Source organism: Gordonia sp. B8661-1 (assembly GCF_059427765.1).
In genome coordinates this window covers 91,108-110,924 of the sequence record NZ_JCAHRL010000008.1, presented here as the reverse complement: position 1 = coordinate 110,924, position 19,817 = coordinate 91,108, and the positions used below count along the sequence as shown (strand labels likewise).

The following is a 19,817-nucleotide window of genomic DNA, read 5'->3' as shown; positions in this document are numbered from 1 at the left end:
CCGGACCCGGGTTGTCGGACGCTCAGGGTTTCTTCGGCCCGGCGTCGGTATCGATCTCGGTGGGGTCGATACCGGTGTCCAGCGCATCCCACATCATCCGTTCATTCGCCGGAGGTTCGGCCGTCTCCGGCTGCCCGGCCTCGGTGTGCGCATCCGTATCGGAGCCCGTCGTACGCCGCTCGTGGTCGGCGAAGATCTGCCGTTCCAGTTCCTCGCGGCGAGCCGCGGGCGTCGTGTACTTCGTGGACATTCCGGTCGCCCCGTTCGCGACCCTCAGCAACACGATCCCGGCCAGGACCGCGCACACCGTGCCGACGAGCACCACCGCGGCCGACCATGCGTTGGTCGTGATGAGCAGGACCTGATAGCGGTCCGGGATATCGCCCGCCTCGGCGGCGTAGCCGGAGTCCGATCCTCCGGTGAGCAGCGAGATCGCCGGGACGGCGGACACCACGCCCACGGCGGCGACCAGCAGGGCCAGGACCCTCAGGCCCCATCCGCGCACCGAGAAGGCCGCCAGGATGGCCGCGAGCAGGACGAGTGCGACGGGCGTCAGCCACGGACTCCAGGCGGCGCCGTTGACATCGAAATCACGGGCGGGCGACAGGTTGTCCTCGGCGACCACACGCGCCCACCGCATGCGCGACGCGGCCCACAGCGCGAGCGCCGCCACTGCGAGCAGCATTGCCGCGATCACCTGTTGCCTGCGCCGGGATGCGGGCGGCGCGGCGCCCTCCGGGGTCTGTGCGCCGTCGGCGCCCGATTCGGTCGTGCTCATGACGCATCACCCACCCGGCGCATCGTCTGGGCCGCGGCGATCGCATTGAGCACCGCGGTCGCCTTGTTACGCGCCTCGTTGTATTCGTATTCGGGTTCACTGTCGGCCACCACACCGCCACCGGCCTGCACATAGGCACGATCCCCCGCCAGGACCGCGGTGCGGATGGCGATCGCGGTGTCGGCGTCGCCCGCGAAGTCCAGATAGCCCACGATTCCACCGTAGAGACCACGGCGGGTCAGCTCGTGTTCGTCGATCAGTTCCATGGCCCGCACCTTGGGCGCCCCGGTCAGGGTCCCCGCCGGGAAACAGGCCGTCACGGCGTCGAGCGCGGATTTGTCGTTGCGCAGTCGTCCGGAGACGGTCGACACCAGATGCATGACGTGGCTGTAGCGCTCCACGTGGCGGTAGTCGGCGACCTTCACGGTGCCGGGCTCGCAGACGCGGCCCAGATCGTTGCGGCCGAGGTCGACGAGCATCAGGTGTTCGGCGTTCTCCTTCTCGTCGGCGACGAGATCCTTTTCCAGCAGCAGGTCGTCCTCCTCGGTCGTCCCGCGCCAGCGGGTGCCCGCGATCGGATGCGTGGTGGCCACCCCGTCGGAGACCGTCACGAGAGCTTCGGGACTGCTGCCGACGATCGTCACCGGATCGCTGGCCGCGCCCTGGGCTCCCGGAATCTCGGGCACCCGCACCAGATACATGTACGGACTCGGATTCGAGGCCCGCAGCACGCGGTACACATCGAGCGGATCGGCGTCGGTGACCATCTCGAAGCGTTGCGAGGGCACCACCTGGAACGCCTCCCCCGCTTCGATCTCACCGACGAGCCCGGTGACGATCTCGCTGTACTCCGCGAGGGTGCGCTGTGCGACGAATTCCGGTGCGGGACGGTCGAAGTGGGACACCGTGGACGGCGCGGGAGCGGCCAGCGCGTCGGTCATGCGGTCCAGACGCGCGACCGCGTCGGCGTAGGCCTCCTCGGCCCGGTCGGCCGACCCGTCCCAGTTCACCGCGTTGGCGATGAGGGTGATGGTGCCCTCATGATGATCGACGGCGGCCAGATCGGTGGCCAGCAGCATCATCATGTCGGGCAGACCGAGGTCGTCGACGGTGGTCTCGGGCAACCGTTCGAGACGTCGCACCATGTCGTAGGCGAAGAAGCCGACGAAGCCGCCGGTCAGCGGAGGCAGATCGGGCAACCGGTCGGTGGCCAGCAACCGCAGGGACTCCGCGAGCGCGGCGACCGGATCACCACCCTCGGGGGCACCCTGCGGCACCTCACCCCACCAGGCGGCCTCACCGTCGACGACGGTGAGCGCCGACGGGGACCGCGCACCGATGAATGACCATCGGGACCAGGATCGGCCGTTCTCCGCCGATTCGAGCAGGAAGGTGCCGGGCCGGTCACCCGCGAGTTTGCGGTATGCCGACAGCGGGGTCTCCGAGTCGGCGAGCACCTTGCGGGTCACCGGTACCACGCGATGATCGGCAGCGAGGTCGAGGAAGGTCTCTAGGCTGGTGGTCGCGCTCATCCGAGCGGCTCACCGCCGACGCCCCAGTGCTGGCGCGGCACCTCGGTGATGGTGACCCAGACCGAGTCGGGATTCTTGCCGGTCGCCTTCGCGTAGGCGTCGGTCACCGCGGCGATGGTCTCCCGCTTGACGCGGTCACTGAGCCCCGGTGTCTGCGAGATCTGGATCAATGGCATGTAAGCCGTCCGCCTTCCTCTGGCCTGTGTGCGTCTCGTCGTTCCGGCGACGTTGTGCGTTCCGGCATCATTGTCCCTCGCCGGGGTCGGCGATGGGCAGGGGCGGGGTGTCGAAGCAGCTGTGGTTGCCGGTGTGGCAGGCCGCCCCCACCTGATCGACCACCAGGAGTACGGTGTCGCCGTCGCAATCCAGCCGCACCTCGTGCACGTACTGCGTGTGGCCGCTGGTGTCGCCCTTCACCCAGTACTCCTGCCGGGAACGCGAGAAGTAGGTGGCCCGCCGGGTGGCGAGTGTCCGTTCGAGCGCGACGTCGTCCATCCACGCCACCATCAGCACGGTTCCGGTGCCCCGTTCCTGGGCGACCGCCGAGAACAGTCCGTCGGCGTTGTGCGTGAGCTGAGCCGCGATGTCCGGGTCGAGTGCCATGACCTTCTCCTAGCCGATGTTCGGTGCTGCTGTGGGAATCGAACGCCGGATCACCGGACGGTGATTCCCGCGTCCGCCATCGCCAGCTTCACGTCGCCGATGGTGAGCTCGCCGAAGTGGAAGACCGAGGCGGCGAGGACCGCGTCGGCACCGGCCTGCACGGCGGGTGCGAAATCACCCACGGCGCCCGCGCCCCCACTGGCGATGACGGGCACCGTCACCGCGGCGCGTACCTCCGCGAGCATCCGCAGATCGAATCCCTGTTTGGTCCCGTCGGCGTCCATCGAGTTGAGGAGGATCTCGCCGACGCCCAGATCCTGGCCGCGACGTGCCCATTCGACGGCGTCGATGCCGGTGCCGCGACGACCGCCGTGAGTGGTGACCTCCCAACCAGACGGGGTGGGCTGCTCGCCCTCGGGCACCGTTCGGGCGTCGACGGACAGCACGATGCACTGCGAGCCGAAGCGTCGGCTCATCTCCTCGAGCACCTCGGGGCGCGCGATCGCCGCCGTGTTGACGCTCACCTTGTCCGCTCCCGCCCGCAGCATCGCGTCCACGTCGTCGACGGTGCGGATACCGCCACCGACGGTGAGCGGGATGAAGATCTGGTCGGCGGTCCGCTGGACGACGTCGATCATCGTGGAACGGCCGGAGCTCGACGCGGTGACGTCGAGGAAGGTCAGTTCGTCGGCACCGTCGGCGTCGTAGCGTGCCGCCAGCTCGACCGGATCCCCGGCATCGCGCAGATTCTGGAAGTTCACACCCTTGACCACGCGACCGTCGTCGACGTCCAGACACGGGATCACCCGTATCGCCACCGTCATGAGTTCGTCCTCCGCACTTCGTCGTTCCGCCATTCGTCACCGACGACCTCGCCGATGACCGCCATCAGTTCCTCGTGCAGGCCGGGCGCCCCGGAGACCAGAGACGTCGACGCTGCCGTCCAGGGTTCGCCGCCGAGATCGGTGGTCACCCCGCCGGCCGCACGGACCAGCGCTGCCCCAGCGGCGTTGTCCCACGCGTGCCGTCCGAAAGCTATTGCCCCGCCGAAGGTTCCGGCCGCCGTGTAGGCCATGTCCACCCCGGTGCTCCCGGTCATGCGCAGCCGGCCCGCCCGTGCACTCAATTCCCGGATCAGGTCGGCCCGGCGGGCTCCCGGATAGCGTCCGCCACCGGCGGCGTCGAAGGGACCGAAGGCCAGCGCCGAGGCGGCCAGCGACACCGGTCGCAACTCGGTCGCGGCCCGCCCGTCGACCAGTAGGGGACCGTCGACGTGCGCCGCGAATCGCCGGTTGAGTAACGGGAGCCAGGTCAGGCCCAGGGTCGGCGCACCGTCGACGACCAGCCCGAGCAGGATGCCGGACAGCGGGAGTCCGGCGGAGTAGTTGTAGGTTCCGTCGATGGGATCGAGAACCCAGACGGTCCCGTCGGTCACCGACGGTCCGCCGTACTCCTCGCCGTGCACGGGCACGTGGGTCCGGTCCTCGAGTTCGGCCCGGATGCGCCGTTCCAGATCGAGGTCGACCTGCGTCGCGAAGTCGGTGGCGCCCTTGCTCACCGCGCTCGGTGCCCCCAGACCGTCGACGAACTCACCGGACACCGCATCGAGGATCCCGCCCGCGATGTCGAGTAGCCGGTGATAGTCGGGCGCCGCGGCGCCGGTGGGGGTCACGCTCGGGTCACGCCCCAACCTTCGCGACCGCCGCCAGCGCCTCGGGCAGAGTGAAACGTCCGGCGTAGAGCGCCTTTCCGACGATGGCACCTTCCACGCCCTGCCCGGTGAGACCCGCGATCGCGATCAGGTCGTCGACGGCCGAGACGCCACCGGAGGCCACCACGGGTGCCGACGTCGCCGCGGCCACCTCGGCGAGGAGTTCGAGGTTGGGGCCGGTGAGCGTGCCGTCCTTGGACACGTCGGTGACCACGTAGCGGGCGCAGCCGTCGCGGTCCAGGCGTGCGAGTACCTCCCACAGGTCGCCGCCGTCGGTCACCCAGCCGCGTCCGCGCAGCCGGTAGGACTCCCCTTCGCGGATCACGTCGAGACCCACCGCGATCCGGTCGCCGTGCCGCTCGATTGCCCGCGCACACCATTCGGGGTTCTCCAGTGCCGCGGTGCCCAGGTTGACCCGTGTGCAGCCGGTGCCGAGCGCGGCCTCCAGGGAGTCGTCGTCACGGATGCCCCCGGACAGTTCGACCTTGACGTCGAGTTCGCCGACCACGTCGGCGAGGAGTTCGCGGTTGTTGCCGCGACCGAATGCGGCATCGAGATCGACGAGGTGAATCCATTCGGCGCCGTCGGACTGCCAGGCGAGTGCCGCCTCGCGGGGCGAGCCGTAGGAGGTCTCGGAACCGGCCGCACCCTGCACGAGCCGTACCGCCTGACCGTCCGCGACATCGACGGCCGGGAGGAGTTCTAGCGTCTTACCCATCGGTGCTGGTGTTCCTGTCTGTCGAATCATGCTGTCCCATACGATTTTCTGTTGCCTGCCCGGCGAGGATGTCGCGTTCGGCGGCCGCGACCATCCGCCGCGACACGAGGCCGATCACCGCGATCATCGCCACCACCGCCAGCACGGCGACGATCAATCCCGCGACCGGCGACCACCGGGCGCAGAGCAGGATGATCGGGATCGAGACGACCAGCACCAGCACGCCCGCGCCGAGCGAGTTGAAGACCAGCTTGGAGAAGGAGAATCCCCCGCCACGCGCTCCCGTCATGACAGCTCCTTCACCCAGTTGCGCAGCAGGTGCGCGCCCGCGTCACCCGACTTCTCCGGATGGAACTGCGTTGCCGAGAGTGCGCCGTTCTCGACGGCGGCCAGGAACGGCCCACCGTGTTCGGCCCAGGTGAGCGCGGGCGGCTCCAAACGGGAACCGACGCTGTCCATATCCCAGTCCTGTGCGGCATAGGAATGCACGAAGTAGAACCGGGTATCCGCGTCGAGGCCGTCGAAGAGCACCGAATCCTCGGGCGCGACAACGGTATTCCACCCCATGTGTGGGAGCACCGGCGCCGGGAGCCGGCTGACCGTACCCGGCCACTCCCCGCAGCCCTCGGTCTCCACGCCGAATTCCACGCCCCGCTCGAACAGGATCTGCATACCCACGCAGATACCCAGCACCGGGCGCCCCCCGGCCAGCCGCTGGTCGATGATGCGCTGCCCCTTCACCGACAGCAGCCCCTCCATGCAGGCGGCGTAGGCGCCGACACCCGGGACCACCAATCCGTCGCAGTTCGTCGCGGCGTCACGATCCGCGGTGACGGTCACGTCCGCACCTGCCCGTTCGAGCGCGCGCTGCGCCGACCGCAGGTTGCCCGAGCCGTAGTCGAGGATGGTGACCGACGGGCTCACAGCGCTCCCTTGGTGGACGGCACGCCGCTGACCCGCGGGTCGTATTCGGTGGCCGCACGCAGCGCCCGGGCCACCGCCTTGAACTCGGCTTCGGTGATGTGGTGCTGGTCGCGGCCGTAGAGCACGCGCACATGCAGGGCGATCCGGGCGTTGAGCGCGATGGACTCGAACACGTGCCGGTTGATCACGGTCGAGTACGGCACGCCCGGATATCCGCCGATGACCGCGGTCAGCAGGTGTTCGGGTTCGCCGGTGTGCACGCAGTAGGGGCGCCCGGATACGTCGACGACGGCATGGGCGAGTGTCTCGTCCATGGGGATCCACGAGTCGCCGAATCGGCGGATGCCCTTCTTGTCGCCGAGCGCCTGCCCGAGGGCCTGGCCCAGGACGATCGCGGTGTCCTCGATGGTGTGGTGGCCCTCGACGTCCACGTCGCCCTTCGCGGCGACCGTCAGGTCGAAACTGCCGTGCTGCCCGAAAGCGGTCAGCATGTGATCGAAAAAGGCGATGCCCGTGGAGATCTCGGTCTGACCCGTACCGTCGAGGTTGATCTCGACGGTGATGGACGACTCCTTGGTGGTCCGTTCCACCCGGGCGATACGGGGCTGCGGCGTGCTCACGTGCGGTTCTCCAGATCGGTTGGGGCGAGGCGGCGGCTGACCGCCAGGAACGCGTCGTTCTCGTGGGCCAGTCCGATGGTGACACGGAGGTACCCGGTGATACCGACATCCCGGATCAACACGCCGTCGTCGAGATAGCGCTGCCAGGACGCGGGAGCATCGGCGAATCGGCCGAACAGCACGAAGTTGGCGTCCGATTCGATGACGTCGAATCCGGCCGCGGCGAGTTCGCCGACCACGCGCTTGCGTTCGTCGATAATCGCGGCGACCCCGGCCAGCGTCTCGTCACGATGACGCAACGCTGCCCGCGCGGCCGCCTGGGTGACCACCGACAGGTGATACGGCAGCCGCACCAGGAGCAGGGCCTCGACGATCGCGGGTGACGCCGCGAGGTAGCCCAGCCGGCCACCCGCGAAGGCGAAGGCCTTGCTCATGGTGCGACTCACCACGACCTTGGCCGGGAACTCCGCGATCAGTTCGACGGCACTCGGCTGTGCCGAGAACTCGCCGTAGGCCTCGTCCACGATGACGATGCCCGGCGCCGCCTCGACGATGCGGCGCAGATCCGCGAGCGGGATCGATCCGCCGGTCGGATTGTTCGGCGAGGTCACGAAGACCACATCGGGGCGGCGGGTCTCGACCTCGATAACGGCGTAGTCGATGTCCAGCCCGAACTCGCCGGTGCGCTTGGCCTCCAGCCAGGTGGTGTCGGTGCCGTCGGAGATGATCGGGTGCATCGAGTACGACGGCACGAAGCCCAGCGCGGTGCGTCCCGGTCCACCGAAGGCCTGCAGCAACTGCTGCAGGATCTCGTTGGAACCGTTTGCCGCCCAGAGATTCTCGACGCCGAGGCGCACACCGGTGGCGGCGCTCAGATAGTCGGCGAGATCGGTGCGCAGGGCCACCGCGTCCCGGTCGGGATATCGGTGCAGTTCGGCGGCCGCGGCCCGTACCGATTCCGCGACGTCGTCGATGAGTGCGGGCGTCGGCGGGTGCGGGTTCTCGTTGGTGTTGAGCACCACCGGAACCTTCAATTGTGGTGCGCCGTAGGCACTCTTGCCGCGCAGGTTGTCCCGCAGGGGCAGGTCGTCGACGGTGGTGCCGGCACCCGGCAAAGCGGGCGCGCTCATCGTGCCGGCCCGCCCGCGAATCGCTGCGTGATCGCATCGCCGTGGGCCGGCAGATCCTCGGCCCGCGCCAAGGTCACGACCTGATCGGCGACACCGGCGAGCGCGGACTCGTCGTAGTCGATGACGTGCACGCCGCGCAGGAAGGTCTGCACCGACAGGCCGGAGGCGAATCGGCTCGAACCCGAGGTCGGCAGAACGTGATTCGAGCCCGCGCAGTAGTCCCCGAGGCTCACCGGCGCGTAGTCGCCGACGAAGATCGCTCCCGCGTTGGTCACCCGGTCCGCCACCTGGACCGCGTCCCGGGTCTGGATCTCGAGGTGTTCGGCCGCGTACGCGTCGACGACGGCGAGACCCGCGTCGATGTCGTCGACGAGGACCACACCGGACTGCTTGCCGCTCAGCGCCGTCTGCACCCGCTCGCGGTGCTTGGTGGCCGCCACCTGGCGGTCGAGTTCCGCATCGACCGCGTCGGCAAGCGCCACGCTGTCGGTCACGAGCACCGATGCCGCCAGTACATCGTGTTCGGCCTGCGAGATGAGGTCGGCCGCGACCAGCTCCGGACGCGCCGAGTCGTCGGCGAGGATGGCGATCTCGGTGGGACCCGCCTCGGCATCGATGCCGACGACACCGCGGCAGAGACGTTTGGCGGCGGTCACATAGATGTTGCCCGGCCCGGTCACGAGGTCCACCGGATCGAGGGTTGCCCCCGGCTCGTCGGCGTCGGCGGTGTCCGTTCCGCCGTAGGCCAGCAGGGCGACGGCCTGTGCGCCGCCGACGGCCCAGACCTCATCGACGCCGAGCAGCGCACACGCGGCGAGGATCGTCGGATGCGGCCACCCGCCGAAATCCTTCTGCGGGGGCGATGCGACGACCAGCGAGCCGACGCCCGCCTCCTGCGCCGGGACCACGTTCATGATCACGCTGGACGGATACACCGCGTTGCCGCCGGGCACGTACAGCCCGACCCGCCGGACCGGGATCCACTTCTCACTGACGGTCCCGCCCTCGACGACCTGCGTGCGGCCGGTCTCCCGGCGCTGAGCGGCGTGCACGATGCGAGCGCGACGGATCGACTCGCGCAGCGCGTCGGCGACCGCGGGGTCCAGTGCGGCCAACGCATCGGCGATGACCTGCGCCGGAACCCGTACCGACGTCGGCGTGACGCCGTCGAAACGAGCACCCGCTTCCAGCGCGGCCCCTGCTCCCTGCTCGGCAACCGCATGAACGACCGGCGCCACCGTGTCCAGAACGGCGTTGACGTCGGTGCCACCGCGGGGCAGCGCGCGACGCAATTCGGCGAGCGTCGGGGCACTACCGCGCAGGTCGGTTCGGGCGAGCATGAGTCACTCCTGTTCAGGCCGGATGAATACCTCCAGGATATAGGGGTGACGCGAGAGGTTTTCACAGGCACCGCCGCCACCGGGTTCGTCGCCACCCGGGCCGGCGAGCGACCTCGGAGACAGTGCCCGCGTTATCGCGCCTCCGTTGTCATGCGCGGTGTGGGACTCAGGTACCGGCCGGTGCCGCGATGATCGTGCGGTTGATCGGGTTGTCGATCACCGCGACCACCGACATCCCGGCCTCCTCGATCCAGCTCGCGCATCGCGAGACCGAGTAGGTACCGCCGCCACCGGTCGCCAGCATGGACATCGCGAAGAGCGCGGCGAACCGGTCTCTGCTGTCGTCGTTCGAGCCGTCGGCATCGAACATGTCCACGTACGCGACCACACCGTCCGGCGCCAGGGCCCCGGCGGTCGCCCGCACGAGCCTGCGGGCCTGCGGCTCGGATCGCGTGTGCAGGATGTTGGCGACCAGGATCAGGTCGTTGGCCACCGGCCACTCGGTCTCCCAGAAATCACCGTCACGCGTCGAGAACCGATCCCCCGCCCCGTGTGTGCCGATGTGCTCGTGCGCGAGCGCCGACACATCCGGGACGTCGAGGCCCACCGACGTCAGCGACGACCACTCCGACAGCATGAGCTGGCTGTAAATGCCGCTGCCACAACCGATATCGAGCATGCGGCGCGGGTTTTCGTGCTGCTGCCACCGATTCTCCCGCAACCATGACGAGATCTTCGCCACCGCGGGCGGTGCCATGAAGTTGAGGGATGGGACCAGATGGACATAGTCATGCGAACCGATCTGGTTGTCCGCGGGCGATTCCCCGGACGCGGGGCCGCGGCGCACCATCTCTCCCAATCCTCGCCAGGCGGGCCAGGCGACATTCAGGTCGTGCGTCATCTTGCCCGCCATGGACCATGGTCCGCCGGGTACGAGGTACTGTGCGATGCCCGGCGGGAGTCGGTAGCCGAGCGCAGGGTCGAACTCCACCAGTCCGAGTACGTCGAGGGCCCGCAACAACGAGTCGAGCGCTGTGGCATCGGCCCCCAGTTCTGTCGCGAGACCGTCGACGTCATCGACACCGCCCGCCAGCACCGTCCAGAGTCCGAGGTCGTGTGCGGCCTCCACAATGGCGGGGGTCCAGAGAGTGATGAGCATCGAATAGACCTGGTGTGCACCGAATTCCGCACCGTGGCCGGGCGGAAAGGCCGCGGCGTCGATGATTCCGGAGGCGTCCGGCATATCGAGCACCATTCGATCGGCATCGAGGGTCCGGTTCTGTGTCATCTCACTCCACTCCTGTCGGTTGTGCCAAACGATTCGCTGACGAATCGCGCCACGTCGGGCGCGTGCTCACGGTCGAGGAGCGCTGCGTGGGTGGCGGGCACCCGAAGGACACGCATGCCCCCGTCGACGTACGGATGCCACGATTCCGCCGGATCCGGCACCGTCTCGTCGAGTTCGGCCGACACCACCAGGCCGAGCGGCCCGCCGTACGAGCCCGGCCGGTAGTCGATGATCGCCCTCAGATTGTCGGCGGTCGCCTGCTGCACACATGCCAGAATGCGGTCGGCGACGTCGGGCTCCACGTCCTTCATCGCCGGGTTGGCGGCAACGGCGCGGCACATCTGGCCGTGGGCCTCCTCGTCTCCCACCGGGATGTCCGCGTCGAATTCGCCGGGGACGTAGTCCAGCAGCGTCAGCGATTCCACGACCTCTCCCCGGGCCTCGAGACGACATGCCATCTCGAACGCGATCGCGGCGCCGAACGACCAGCCCAGCAGCCGATACGGCCCGGATGTCCGGTGACCGACCAAGATGTCGACATAGTCGGAGGCGAAATCCCCGACGGTCATCCCCCGTCGGTCCGCCGAGGTCAGCTGCCGGGACTGGATTCCGTACACCGGCACATCCGGGTCGATCCCGCTGAGCAGCGAGACGTAGCTCCATGCGAAACCGGAGCCGGGATGAATGCAGTACAGCGGTGCCTGCGACCCCTGCCGGCGCAGCGCGAGGACCGGGTCGAGGTAGCCACTCACCGACTCCTCGGTCGCACGCATCGGATCGGCGAGCAGCGCCGACAGCGCAGCAACCGTGGGCGCCTGCAACAGATCCCGCACGGTGAGTCCGACACCCAGCACCGATCGCACACGCGACACGAACCGGGCCGCCAGCAACGAATGTCCTCCCAGGTCGAAGAACGAGTCGTCGATCCCCACCTGCTCCACACCCAATACGTCACGGAATACCCTGCACAGCAACTGTTCCCGCACATCGCGAGGTTCCCGTGCGGCCCGTGGGACGAACACCGGCGTCGGTAATGCCCGGCGGTCGACCTTCCCGTTCACGGTCAACGGGAGCTCGTCCACGACGACGACCAGCGAGGGCACCATGAACGCCGGTAGTCGCCGTGCCACCCAGTCGCGCAACATCTCCGGCGCATCGGCATCCGCTCCGGATACCCTCAGGTCCAGCACCACGTACGCGACCAACCGCATCGCGTCCGAATCAGGGTCGGTCCCCACCACGACAGCCGACGACACGTCCGCGTGTGATCGGAGCACCGACTCCACCTCGCCCGGCTCCACCCGGAACCCGCGCACCTTCAACTGATCGTCGCCGCGCCCCACGAACTCCAGCACGCCCGACGACGACCAGCGCACCACGTCCCCGGTGCGGTACAGGCGCCGCCCGTCTGCGAACGGTGACGCGACGAACCGCGATGCGGATAGCCCCGTCTGCCCGGAGTATCCCCGGCCCACCTGGTCGCCACCGAGATACAACTCGCCGGGCACTCCCGGCGGCACCGGTCGAAGCGCGCTGTCGAGCACGTGGGCGGAGGTGCCCGGGACCGGTGTGCCGATCGGGACCGTACCGTTGTCGAATCCGGTTGTTCCCCTGTCGATGTCGTCATTCATCACTGTCACCACCGTGCATTCGGTCGGCCCGTAGGCGTTCACCAGCCGATGAGACCCGGCCAGCGTCGCGGCGAGATCGGTCGGGCACGACTCACCGCCCACCGTGATCGTCAGGCCCGGCGGCAGGTCGTCGGTGTGCTGCATCATGCCGGGCGATGTGAACACGTGGGTCACCGAATGGTCCCGGATGATCCGTGCCAGACCGATCCGCTCGAGTTCCGCTTGCCCGGCCACGACGAGCGTTGCTCCCGCCCACCACGCCGGCAGGAATTCGTAGAGCACACCGTCGAAACCGGTCGACGCCAGATGCAGCACGCGCGAACGCCGATCGATACCGAGACTGCGGCATTCGGCGGCGGCCAGCGCGGCCAGACCCGTGTGCGACACCGCGACTCCCTTGGGCAGACCGGTGGACCCCGACGTGTAGACCAGGTACGCAGCGTTACCGGGCCGCAGCGGTCCGCGGCGCTCGGCGTCGGTGATCGGTCCCGCCGATCTGCTGCGCCATCCGTCGTGATCGTCGTCGTCGAGGACGAGGACGTTCGTGCCCGGCCCACCGGGCACCGCATGCGCGTCGGCTGCGGTGGTGATCACCATGGGTGGTGCCGCGTCGGAAAGTATCCGCGCAATCCGGTCGGACGGATACCGAGGGTCGACCGGCACATACGCCCCACCGGATTTGGCGATCGCCACGACCGCGGTGACGAACCAGTGCGACCGGCCCATGCACACGCCCACCGGCGTCTCGGGACCGACTCCGGCCTCGATCAGATGGCGCCCGATCCGGTTCGACCACTCGTCGATATCGCGGTACGAGCACTCCCCATCGATTCCGATCACGGCGGGCCGGTCCACCGACCGGCGAACGCCGCAACCGAAGATCGCCCCCAGAGGCATCGCTGGCGCGTCGGCATCGATGTCGGCGCCGCTCCATCTCCGCAGGCGCAGGCGGTCGTCGGTGGACACGACGGGGCAATCGGACACCCGGAGGGTGGGGTCGCAGGCGAATGCCTCGAGTACTCGCACGACCGCGCCGACGATGGCCTCGGCGTCGCGTCCGTCATCGAGGCGCGAATCGACCCGGATGCCCCATTCGTCACCGGTGCCGACGACCAGCGCGAGCGCATAGTGGCTGTGGTCGTGCCCGGAGATCCCGGCGACCGACAGCTCCGTGTCCGCCCCCTGGTCCGGGCGTGGATAGTTCTCGAACGCGACGATCGAGTCGAACAGCACCCCGACTCCCCGGTCGCGGTGGATGTCCGACAAGCCCACGAAGTCGTACCGGCGCATCTGCGCCTGGCGGGCCTGGAGTCGGGTGCAGACATCCACCAGTGCGTCCCCCGGCGCGCAGGACATGACCGCCGGGACCGTGTTCGCGAGCAGGCCGACGATCTGCTCCACGCCGTCGATCTCGGGATGCCGCCCGGACTGCACGACACCGAAGACCGATTCGCAGCGTCCGGTCAGCACACCGACGATCACGCCCCAGACACCCGACACCACCGATGCCGCGGTCAGTCCGGCCGACCCGGCCGCGTCGGTCAACGCGGCGACAGCCGGTGCGGGCAGCACACCGAATGCGCTCCGGACGTCGCGGCGGACCCCGTCATCGGTGGTCGCAGCACCAGTCAAGGACGGCTCGACACCGTCGAGTTCCCTGCGCCACGCCGCCCGCGCCGCGTGCGAATCCTGCTCCGCCAGCCAGGCCAGGTAGCGCTGAAAGGGTACCGCCGGTGCGAGATCCGACCCTCGGTACAGAGCCATGAGTTCACCGAAAAGCACCGCCACCGACCAGCCGTCGAACAGGATGTGATTGTGGGAGAAGACAACCACGTGCCTGGCGGAGCCGGCCGACACCACCGAGACCGAGAACAACGGGGGCGACGACAGATCGGTTCCGACCGAGGCACGCGCCTCCCGGATCTCCGCCAGCCGGAGCTCCACGTCGACGTCGTCCACCTCCCGCATGAACTCGATGTCGACATCGACCTCGTCCAGAATCACCGCAACCGCGTCCGCCCGGTCCCTCTGCACGAATGCGCAACGCAGCACCTCGTGCCGATCCACAAGCGCGCGAAAGGCATTCGAGAACCGTTCGGTGTCGAGCCGTCCCCGAAGGTCGATCTCCATCCGGACGAGGTACTGCTGCGACGGACCGGCCGCCGCGTTCGCGTGATAGAAGATGCCGTGTTGCAGCGGCGACAGCGGCAGGATCGAACCGATCGATGCGGATCTCGTGGTCACCTGTCTGCCTCCCACCTGCTGCCACCGCGGGACAGCTCCTGCCCCGACGACCACTGCTGCCGTTATCCGACACGCACGCAACATTTTTCGGCGCGATGAGCAGTCGACGACGCGCGTCCGTTCCGACGGGCCCGGCGAATCGTCACATGGTCTGTGCGTTCACTCTTCCGACGGTCGTGACGCTAGCACCGGAATCATCACGATCGCGGAGTTGATCATCTCGTTGGCGCATAACGGCTGCAGACGCGATTCCTCGCCCTCGCGTCCGTTGACCGAAGCGTGGGCCGCGGCGCGGTAGACGACTCGCGGGGTCTCCCCCGTGGATCACCGAACATCCTTGCCGCCGTGCAGAGCTCGAACCGAGGTGATTCAGACGAACGGAGGATCAGTCGCGGGCGGTCGCGATGACGTCCAGCCCGAGATCGAGCACCGTGACCGAATGCGTCAGGGCGCCGACCGCGAGGTAGTCGACGCCGGTGCGCGCATAGTCGGCTGCGGATTCGAGGACCAATCCCCCGGAGCTCTCCAGCTTGGTTCCGGGCGCGCGGGAGTTGCGGCGCTGCACGGCCATCTGGGTCTCCCAGACCTCGAAGTTGTCCAACAGCACCAACTGCGGATTCAGCGCCAGCACCTCATCGAGCTGTGCCAGTGAATCAACCTCCACCTCGACCGGCAGATCGGGTGCCGCGGCCTGCACGGCCCGCAATGCCGCACTGACCGACCCGGCCGCGGCCACGTGGTTGTCCTTGATCAGCGCGGCGTCGCCGAGCCCCATGCGATGGTTCACACCGCCGCCGGCACGGACCGCGTACTTCTGCAGATATCGCAAGCCGGGCAACGTCTTTCGCGAGTCCCGGATACGGGTGCCGGTGCCGTCGACCTCATCCACCCAGGCGGCCGTCGTGGTGGCGATGCCGGACAGGTGGCACAGCAGGTTGAGCGCGGTCCGCTCCGCGGTGAGCAGAGCCGTCGTCGGTGCGTGGATGGCGAGTGCCACGTCGCCGGGCGCGACGCGACTGCCATCGGCCACTTCGGTCTCGACGCGATACGCATCCTCGCCGATGACCTCGTCGAAGACCGCGCGTACCACCGGCAGGCCCGCGATCACGCCGTGGGCGCGGCTGACGATCGCGGCGTCCACCGTTGCACCGGCCGGCACGGTGGCGATCGTCGTGACGTCGGGTCCGTAGCGCAGGTCTTCCTCCAGCGCGGTCCGGATCAGCGCGCGGACCTCGTCGGTGACCGAAAGGTCAACGAGCCCTTCCGGTGCCGACTGGCCGACGAAACCCGCGTTCGAGGTCCCGTCACTCACCGGAACCCGGATTCCCGATCGCGATCATCCGCTCCACACTCTGTCGGGCACGCGCCGCGACATCCTCGTCGACGACGACCTCGTCGCGACCCTCCCGCAACGAGCGGAGTAGCGCGGCGGGGGTGATCATCTTCATGTACTTGCAGGAGGCGCGATCGTTGACGGCCTGGAAGTCGATTCCGGGGGCGGCCTTGCGCAATTGGTGCAGCATCCCGACCTCGGTGGCGACCAGGACCTGCTTCGCGCCGGTCTCGCGCGCCGCGTCGATCATGCCTCCGGTCGACAGGATCTTCACCCGGTCGCCCTGCACCGCTCCTTCGCCGGCGAGATAGAGAGCCGAAGTCGCACAACCGCATTCGGGGTGGATGAACAGGTCGGCATCGGGGTGCGACGCCGCCTGCTCGGTGAGTTCGTCGCCGTTGATCCCGGCATGGACGTGGCACTCCCCGGCCCAGATGTGGATGTTGTCGCGGCCGGTCTCGCGCTTCACGTGCGCCCCGAGGAACTGATCGGGCAGGAAGAGGACATCACGGTCCGCATCGATCGACGCCACGACGTCGACCGCGTTCGACGACGTGCAGCAGATATCCGTGAGGCCTTTGACCTCCGCGGTGGTGTTCACGTACGACACGACCACGGCGTCGGGGAATTCCGCCTTCCACGCGCGCAGTTCGTCGGCCGTGATGGAGTCGGCGAGAGAACAGCCTGCCCGCTCGTCCGGGATCAGCACCCGCTTCCGCGGACTGAGGATCTTCGCCGTCTCGGCCATGAAATGCACACCGCAGAACACGATCTCGTCCGCATCCACCTCCGCGGCGATACGCGAGAGCGCCAGCGAGTCACCGACATGATCGGCGATGTCCTGAATGGCGGGCAACTGGTAATTGTGTGCGAGGACGGTGGCGTTACGTGCCCGCGCGAGCCGACGGATCTCGTCCGCCCACTCCCGTGTGGGCTCCACACCTGAGTAGCCGCCCGGGCCATCGACCCACGTCATGTCGGCCGGGGCGGAATCGGTCGCGTGGCGATCGCTGGTGATACTCATCTGCCATCTCCTCGGGCTGTCGTACTCGGGCTGTCGCACTCACGGCACCGGGCGGCACCTGCAAACCGGGTTTTCGACTGCGGGTCGAAAACATGACCATGCTAACACCCCGGCCGGTGCGGGCATTCCCCGCGCGATAACGCGTAGTCGACTACGCATTCGCGCGCGTGATCCGGCTCATAGCGTCAGCGATGTCCTCATCACACCGCGCGGTCCCGCTCCCACCGGCCGCCGCCCGATTCGATTGCGAGCATTACGTTGACCATTTCACCGTTGTCACCGGCCTCGATCTCGGGCCGCCCCGCACCCGGCTCCTACCCCGACTCGCGTCATCTCGCGGCCCAGCGCCGGCGGGAGGCGGCGCTCGCCGGACTGATGGCGCGCCAGATGCCACTGCCACAGAATGCGGCCCCGCGATTCACCCGCTCGTCGCATCAGGGCACCCCGGCCCCCACCGGTCCGCCCGCGCCTCCGCCGACCCCTCTTCACCCCCCCGTCGACGGGCACCGTGGGCAACCGCCGATGGCGCCGCCACACACACCGGTCCCGGTACGTCACCGTCGGCCCATGCTGACGGCACGCGAGATCGAGGTCCTGCTGGCGTGGCTACGTCACGACTCGAAATCGGGTGCGGCCGACGAACTCGGCATCTCGGCGGGCACCGTGAACACCCACCTGTCCCGCATTCGCGCCAAGTATTGCGCCGCGGACCGGCCCGCGCGCACGAAGGTCGCCCTCGCCGCGCGGGCCATCCAGGACGGACTGATCACACTCGACGAGCTCTGAGCGGCAGCCCGCGGCACATCGTCTCGTATTCGATGGAGGTCAGTCCGCCCAGGTCGCCGAACCGGATCGTGCGGTAGGCGCCCTCGATCCAGCGGATGAGTTCGGAATGGGCATGCGCCCGTGACTGCCATTCGCGTGCCAGCACATGATGCCGCAGGATGCGGAAGATCGGATCCGTCCCATGGACGTTCCAGCGCATGTCGATCATTCCCGATCGCGCGAGCACACGGTGATAGTCGGCGGTGCGGAAGTCCGCGTCCCCGTTGCTCAGGACCATGAGCCCGGGCAACGGCCTGCGGTCGCGCATGGCGGTACGGAGGGTCTGCAGCACGATGTCGCTTCGCCGGTGCCGCAGTGCGGATTGCACGCTGTATCCGACGATCCGGTTCGAGGCCCAGTCCTTGATCACACAGAGCAGGAGGCGCCCGTCGCGGGCCGCCACCTCGAGCATGCCGACGGCCCACGCATTGTCGAGATCGGTGGATCGGAATCCCTTGCGCGGAAACATCTTCGGCTGACCCGGTGCGGCCGCGTGTCGGCGGTCGGCGGACCGCGACACCAGCCCCTGGTCGCGACACAGCCGCATGACCCGTTGCTCGCCGACGACGTGTCCGCGCCGGGTGAGCTCGGCGGCCACGCGCCGGTATCCGTATTCGGGATGCTCACGGTGGATGTCGACCGCCTCGTTGAGCAGCCATGCATCATCCCAGTCGCGCTGCGATATCGGGTCGCCGTCCCATCGGTGGAATGCCTGTTTCGAGAAGCCCAATACCCGGCAGGTCACCGCAATCGGCACACGTCGCGCCGATGTTCCTGCGGCTAGTTCGCGGACCAGCGGGTAGATGATTTTGGGGTACGGCCGGCCTTCCGGTTCACATCCCAGAGGAACTCGATGGCACTACGGAGGATGTGGTTCTCCTCCTCGATCTGCCTCCGCTTCCGGTCGGTCACGCGTCCCGCGGCTCCGCGACGATCCGGCGGGCAATCCGGCCCGACGACGTCGTCATGACCCTCACGCACGATCGACCGAAGGATGTCGGCTTCGCGAACGCCGTACTGGATGGCGATCTCGCTCAGTGAATCCCGTACGCTCTCGGCGGCTTCCAGCAGACGGCCCCGAAGGTCGGACTGTCCGGGCGACCCGGCCGGTATACCACTCCTGCCGTGCGGCATGTTCGCGCTCCTCGCCTGCGTCGGGTGGCCATCCCGGCGCCCGACGGCCGAATCGGAGGCCGTCACCGATCGCTCTCCCCACGTGCATTCGCCATCGCCTCGATCAGGCTCGCCGGGCGCATGTCGGTCCAGTGTTCGTCCACGTATGCGACGCACTCGGCTCGTGTCCTGTCGTCGAGCACGATCGTCCAACCGGACGGCACGTCGGCGAACACCGGCCACAACGAATGCTGGTTCTCGTCGTTCACCAGAACGTGGAATCGCCCGTTGTCATCGTCGAACGGGTTGGTCATCGTCGTCTCCTCTTGCCGAAATCGAAAGATGATTGCAGAAGCAAACCGGTTCCCGACCACCATTGTGCGACTCAGGAAATCGACTTCCAAGCCGCCCGTTTCGAGACCTCACGCACCGTGCATACACCTGAACGATTCTCATCCGGTCAAGAAAGATCACGTGTACATCTATTGGCGACCACAGCGTGGGAAATACGTGGCCGAAGCCGACGTCACCCGCCTCCGGAAACCGGCGCCCCCTCGACGCCACGGTCCGGCCATGGTCAGCCGATCCGGGTTCTCGATCTGAAACTCTCACCGCAGCAGCAACATTGATATCACCTCATCCCTCCCGCCGGCACTGCACGTCTGGGTGACCATCGCGTTCGCGAACGGCGCATCCTCTCGTCCCTTCGGAGGAGGAATTGCACCTGCGGCCCCCGTCGGATGACATCCGGAATCGACAATCGTCGCAAAAGTGTCTATTCGGGCGGCGCACCGTTCAATAAACGAATTCGTTTCTCTATTCGTATTCGCCGCCCTCGGTGCGACATCACCAACCCCCTGGTTTCTGAACTCATTGGACTACTCGCCGCAACCGTTCGGGACGTTACCATCTGCCAATGGCAACGTGGATATGTCGCCACGCCGGCCTGGGGATTCGCTGTCGATACCCGGGCAACGCCCCCGGTTTCGTTGTCTCATCCGCC

Annotated in this window: 20 protein-coding genes; 1 reads left to right on the top strand and 19 read right to left on the bottom strand. The window is 68.1% G+C overall.

Annotation, left to right across the window (positions count from 1 at the left end; all coding sequences use genetic code 11):
* Window positions 1–22: 22 nt before the first annotated feature.
* The 16 genes from AC4JJG_RS16715 to nadA all read right to left on the bottom strand — a co-directional run bounded on the left by AC4JJG_RS16715 (window position 23) and on the right by nadA (window position 16,876).
* Window positions 23–778: a TIGR02234 family membrane protein gene (locus tag AC4JJG_RS16715; protein WP_495400377.1), complete on the bottom strand. Its 756-nt coding sequence runs from the start codon at window positions 776–778 to the stop codon at window positions 23–25.
* Window positions 775–2,310 (bottom strand): anthranilate synthase component I, encoded by a 1,536-nt coding sequence (locus AC4JJG_RS16710; RefSeq protein ID WP_495400376.1) that lies wholly within the window; start codon window positions 2,308–2,310, stop codon window positions 775–777. Before AC4JJG_RS16710 ends, AC4JJG_RS16715 begins: the two co-directional genes overlap by 4 nt.
* Window positions 2,307–2,642 (bottom strand): tautomerase family protein, encoded by a 336-nt coding sequence (locus AC4JJG_RS16705; protein WP_495400516.1) that lies wholly within the window; start codon window positions 2,640–2,642, stop codon window positions 2,307–2,309. The genes AC4JJG_RS16710 and AC4JJG_RS16705 overlap by 4 nt, the downstream gene beginning before the upstream one ends.
* A complete protein-coding gene (gene hisI / locus AC4JJG_RS16700) occupies window positions 2,554–2,913 on the bottom strand; it encodes a phosphoribosyl-AMP cyclohydrolase (RefSeq protein WP_495400375.1) in 360 nt (119 codons plus the stop codon). The genes AC4JJG_RS16705 and hisI overlap by 89 nt, the downstream gene beginning before the upstream one ends.
* 50 nt (window positions 2,914–2,963) lie before the next feature.
* Entirely contained in the window at window positions 2,964–3,737 is a 774-nt protein-coding gene (gene hisF / locus AC4JJG_RS16695; RefSeq protein ID WP_495400374.1) for an imidazole glycerol phosphate synthase subunit HisF, read from the bottom strand.
* A complete protein-coding gene (locus tag AC4JJG_RS16690) occupies window positions 3,734–4,585 on the bottom strand; it encodes an inositol monophosphatase family protein (protein WP_495400373.1) in 852 nt (283 codons plus the stop codon). The genes hisF and AC4JJG_RS16690 overlap by 4 nt, the downstream gene beginning before the upstream one ends.
* 7 nt (window positions 4,586–4,592) lie before the next feature.
* Window positions 4,593–5,342, bottom strand: a complete 750-nt coding sequence (priA, locus tag AC4JJG_RS16685) for a bifunctional 1-(5-phosphoribosyl)-5-((5-phosphoribosylamino)methylideneamino)imidazole-4-carboxamide isomerase/phosphoribosylanthranilate isomerase PriA (protein ID WP_495400372.1) — start codon at window positions 5,340–5,342, stop codon at window positions 4,593–4,595.
* Complete coding sequence (locus tag AC4JJG_RS16680; RefSeq protein ID WP_495400371.1) at window positions 5,335–5,631, bottom strand: hypothetical protein; 297 nt, start codon at window positions 5,629–5,631, stop codon at window positions 5,335–5,337. The genes priA and AC4JJG_RS16680 overlap by 8 nt, the downstream gene beginning before the upstream one ends.
* A complete protein-coding gene (hisH, locus tag AC4JJG_RS16675; RefSeq protein WP_495400370.1) occupies window positions 5,628–6,266 on the bottom strand; it encodes an imidazole glycerol phosphate synthase subunit HisH in 639 nt (212 codons plus the stop codon). Before hisH ends, AC4JJG_RS16680 begins: the two co-directional genes overlap by 4 nt.
* Window positions 6,263–6,886, bottom strand: a complete 624-nt coding sequence (gene hisB / locus AC4JJG_RS16670; protein ID WP_495400369.1) for an imidazoleglycerol-phosphate dehydratase HisB — start codon at window positions 6,884–6,886, stop codon at window positions 6,263–6,265. Before hisB ends, hisH begins: the two co-directional genes overlap by 4 nt.
* On the bottom strand, window positions 6,883–8,016 hold the full coding sequence (locus AC4JJG_RS16665; protein WP_495400368.1) for a histidinol-phosphate transaminase: 1,134 nt from the start codon (window positions 8,014–8,016) through the stop codon (window positions 6,883–6,885). Before AC4JJG_RS16665 ends, hisB begins: the two co-directional genes overlap by 4 nt.
* A complete protein-coding gene (hisD, locus tag AC4JJG_RS16660) occupies window positions 8,013–9,356 on the bottom strand; it encodes a histidinol dehydrogenase (RefSeq protein ID WP_495400367.1) in 1,344 nt (447 codons plus the stop codon). Before hisD ends, AC4JJG_RS16665 begins: the two co-directional genes overlap by 4 nt.
* Before the next feature lie 166 nt (window positions 9,357–9,522).
* Window positions 9,523–10,644 (bottom strand): class I SAM-dependent methyltransferase, encoded by a 1,122-nt coding sequence (locus AC4JJG_RS16655; RefSeq protein WP_495400366.1) that lies wholly within the window; start codon window positions 10,642–10,644, stop codon window positions 9,523–9,525.
* Window positions 10,641–14,519 (bottom strand): amino acid adenylation domain-containing protein, encoded by a 3,879-nt coding sequence (locus AC4JJG_RS16650; protein ID WP_495400365.1) that lies wholly within the window; start codon window positions 14,517–14,519, stop codon window positions 10,641–10,643. Before AC4JJG_RS16650 ends, AC4JJG_RS16655 begins: the two co-directional genes overlap by 4 nt.
* A 385-nt stretch (window positions 14,520–14,904) precedes the next feature.
* Window positions 14,905–15,831 carry a carboxylating nicotinate-nucleotide diphosphorylase gene (gene nadC, locus AC4JJG_RS16645; protein ID WP_495400364.1) on the bottom strand — a complete coding sequence of 309 codons (927 nt, stop codon included), beginning with the start codon at window positions 15,829–15,831 and terminating at the stop codon, window positions 14,905–14,907.
* Window positions 15,824–16,876, bottom strand: a complete 1,053-nt coding sequence (gene nadA, locus AC4JJG_RS16640; protein WP_495400363.1) for a quinolinate synthase NadA — start codon at window positions 16,874–16,876, stop codon at window positions 15,824–15,826. Before nadA ends, nadC begins: the two co-directional genes overlap by 8 nt.
* A gap of 567 nt (window positions 16,877–17,443) precedes the next feature.
* Between nadA and AC4JJG_RS16635 the strand changes: the two genes are divergently transcribed.
* On the top strand, window positions 17,444–17,662 hold the full coding sequence (locus AC4JJG_RS16635; RefSeq protein WP_495400362.1) for a response regulator transcription factor: 219 nt from the start codon (window positions 17,444–17,446) through the stop codon (window positions 17,660–17,662).
* On the opposite strand, the gene AC4JJG_RS16630 is transcribed toward AC4JJG_RS16635, so the two are convergent.
* From AC4JJG_RS16630 to AC4JJG_RS16620, 3 genes are all read right to left on the bottom strand, one after another.
* Window positions 17,643–18,458, bottom strand: a complete 816-nt coding sequence (locus AC4JJG_RS16630; protein ID WP_495400361.1) for an IS3 family transposase — start codon at window positions 18,456–18,458, stop codon at window positions 17,643–17,645. The two genes, AC4JJG_RS16635 and AC4JJG_RS16630, sit on opposite strands and share 20 nt — an antisense overlap.
* 23 nt (window positions 18,459–18,481) lie before the next feature.
* On the bottom strand, window positions 18,482–18,835 hold the full coding sequence (locus AC4JJG_RS16625) for a hypothetical protein (protein ID WP_495400360.1): 354 nt from the start codon (window positions 18,833–18,835) through the stop codon (window positions 18,482–18,484).
* Window positions 18,836–18,897: 62 nt separating this feature from the next.
* Window positions 18,898–19,128, bottom strand: a complete 231-nt coding sequence (locus AC4JJG_RS16620) for an MbtH family protein (RefSeq protein WP_495400359.1) — start codon at window positions 19,126–19,128, stop codon at window positions 18,898–18,900.
* Between the last annotated feature and the right edge of the window lie 689 nt (window positions 19,129–19,817).

Coding starts and splice junctions, on each gene's coding strand:
- priA (WP_495400372.1), bottom strand. CDS start 5,342: ATGGGTAAGACGCTAGAACTCCTCCCGGCCGTCGATGTCGCGGACGGT.
- hisD (WP_495400367.1), bottom strand. CDS start 9,356: ATGCTCGCCCGAACCGACCTGCGCGGTAGTGCCCCGACGCTCGCCGAA.
- AC4JJG_RS16710 (WP_495400376.1), bottom strand. CDS start 2,310: ATGAGCGCGACCACCAGCCTAGAGACCTTCCTCGACCTCGCTGCCGAT.
- AC4JJG_RS16655 (WP_495400366.1), bottom strand. CDS start 10,644: ATGACACAGAACCGGACCCTCGATGCCGATCGAATGGTGCTCGATATG.
- AC4JJG_RS16635 (WP_495400362.1), top strand. CDS start 17,444: ATGCTGACGGCACGCGAGATCGAGGTCCTGCTGGCGTGGCTACGTCAC.
- AC4JJG_RS16715 (WP_495400377.1), bottom strand. CDS start 778: ATGAGCACGACCGAATCGGGCGCCGACGGCGCACAGACCCCGGAGGGC.
- AC4JJG_RS16665 (WP_495400368.1), bottom strand. CDS start 8,016: ATGAGCGCGCCCGCTTTGCCGGGTGCCGGCACCACCGTCGACGACCTG.
- nadA (WP_495400363.1), bottom strand. CDS start 16,876: ATGAGTATCACCAGCGATCGCCACGCGACCGATTCCGCCCCGGCCGAC.
- hisI (WP_495400375.1), bottom strand. CDS start 2,913: ATGGCACTCGACCCGGACATCGCGGCTCAGCTCACGCACAACGCCGAC.
- hisF (WP_495400374.1), bottom strand. CDS start 3,737: ATGACGGTGGCGATACGGGTGATCCCGTGTCTGGACGTCGACGACGGT.
- AC4JJG_RS16680 (WP_495400371.1), bottom strand. CDS start 5,631: ATGACGGGAGCGCGTGGCGGGGGATTCTCCTTCTCCAAGCTGGTCTTC.
- AC4JJG_RS16620 (WP_495400359.1), bottom strand. CDS start 19,128: ATGACCAACCCGTTCGACGATGACAACGGGCGATTCCACGTTCTGGTG.
- AC4JJG_RS16625 (WP_495400360.1), bottom strand. CDS start 18,835: ATGCCGCACGGCAGGAGTGGTATACCGGCCGGGTCGCCCGGACAGTCC.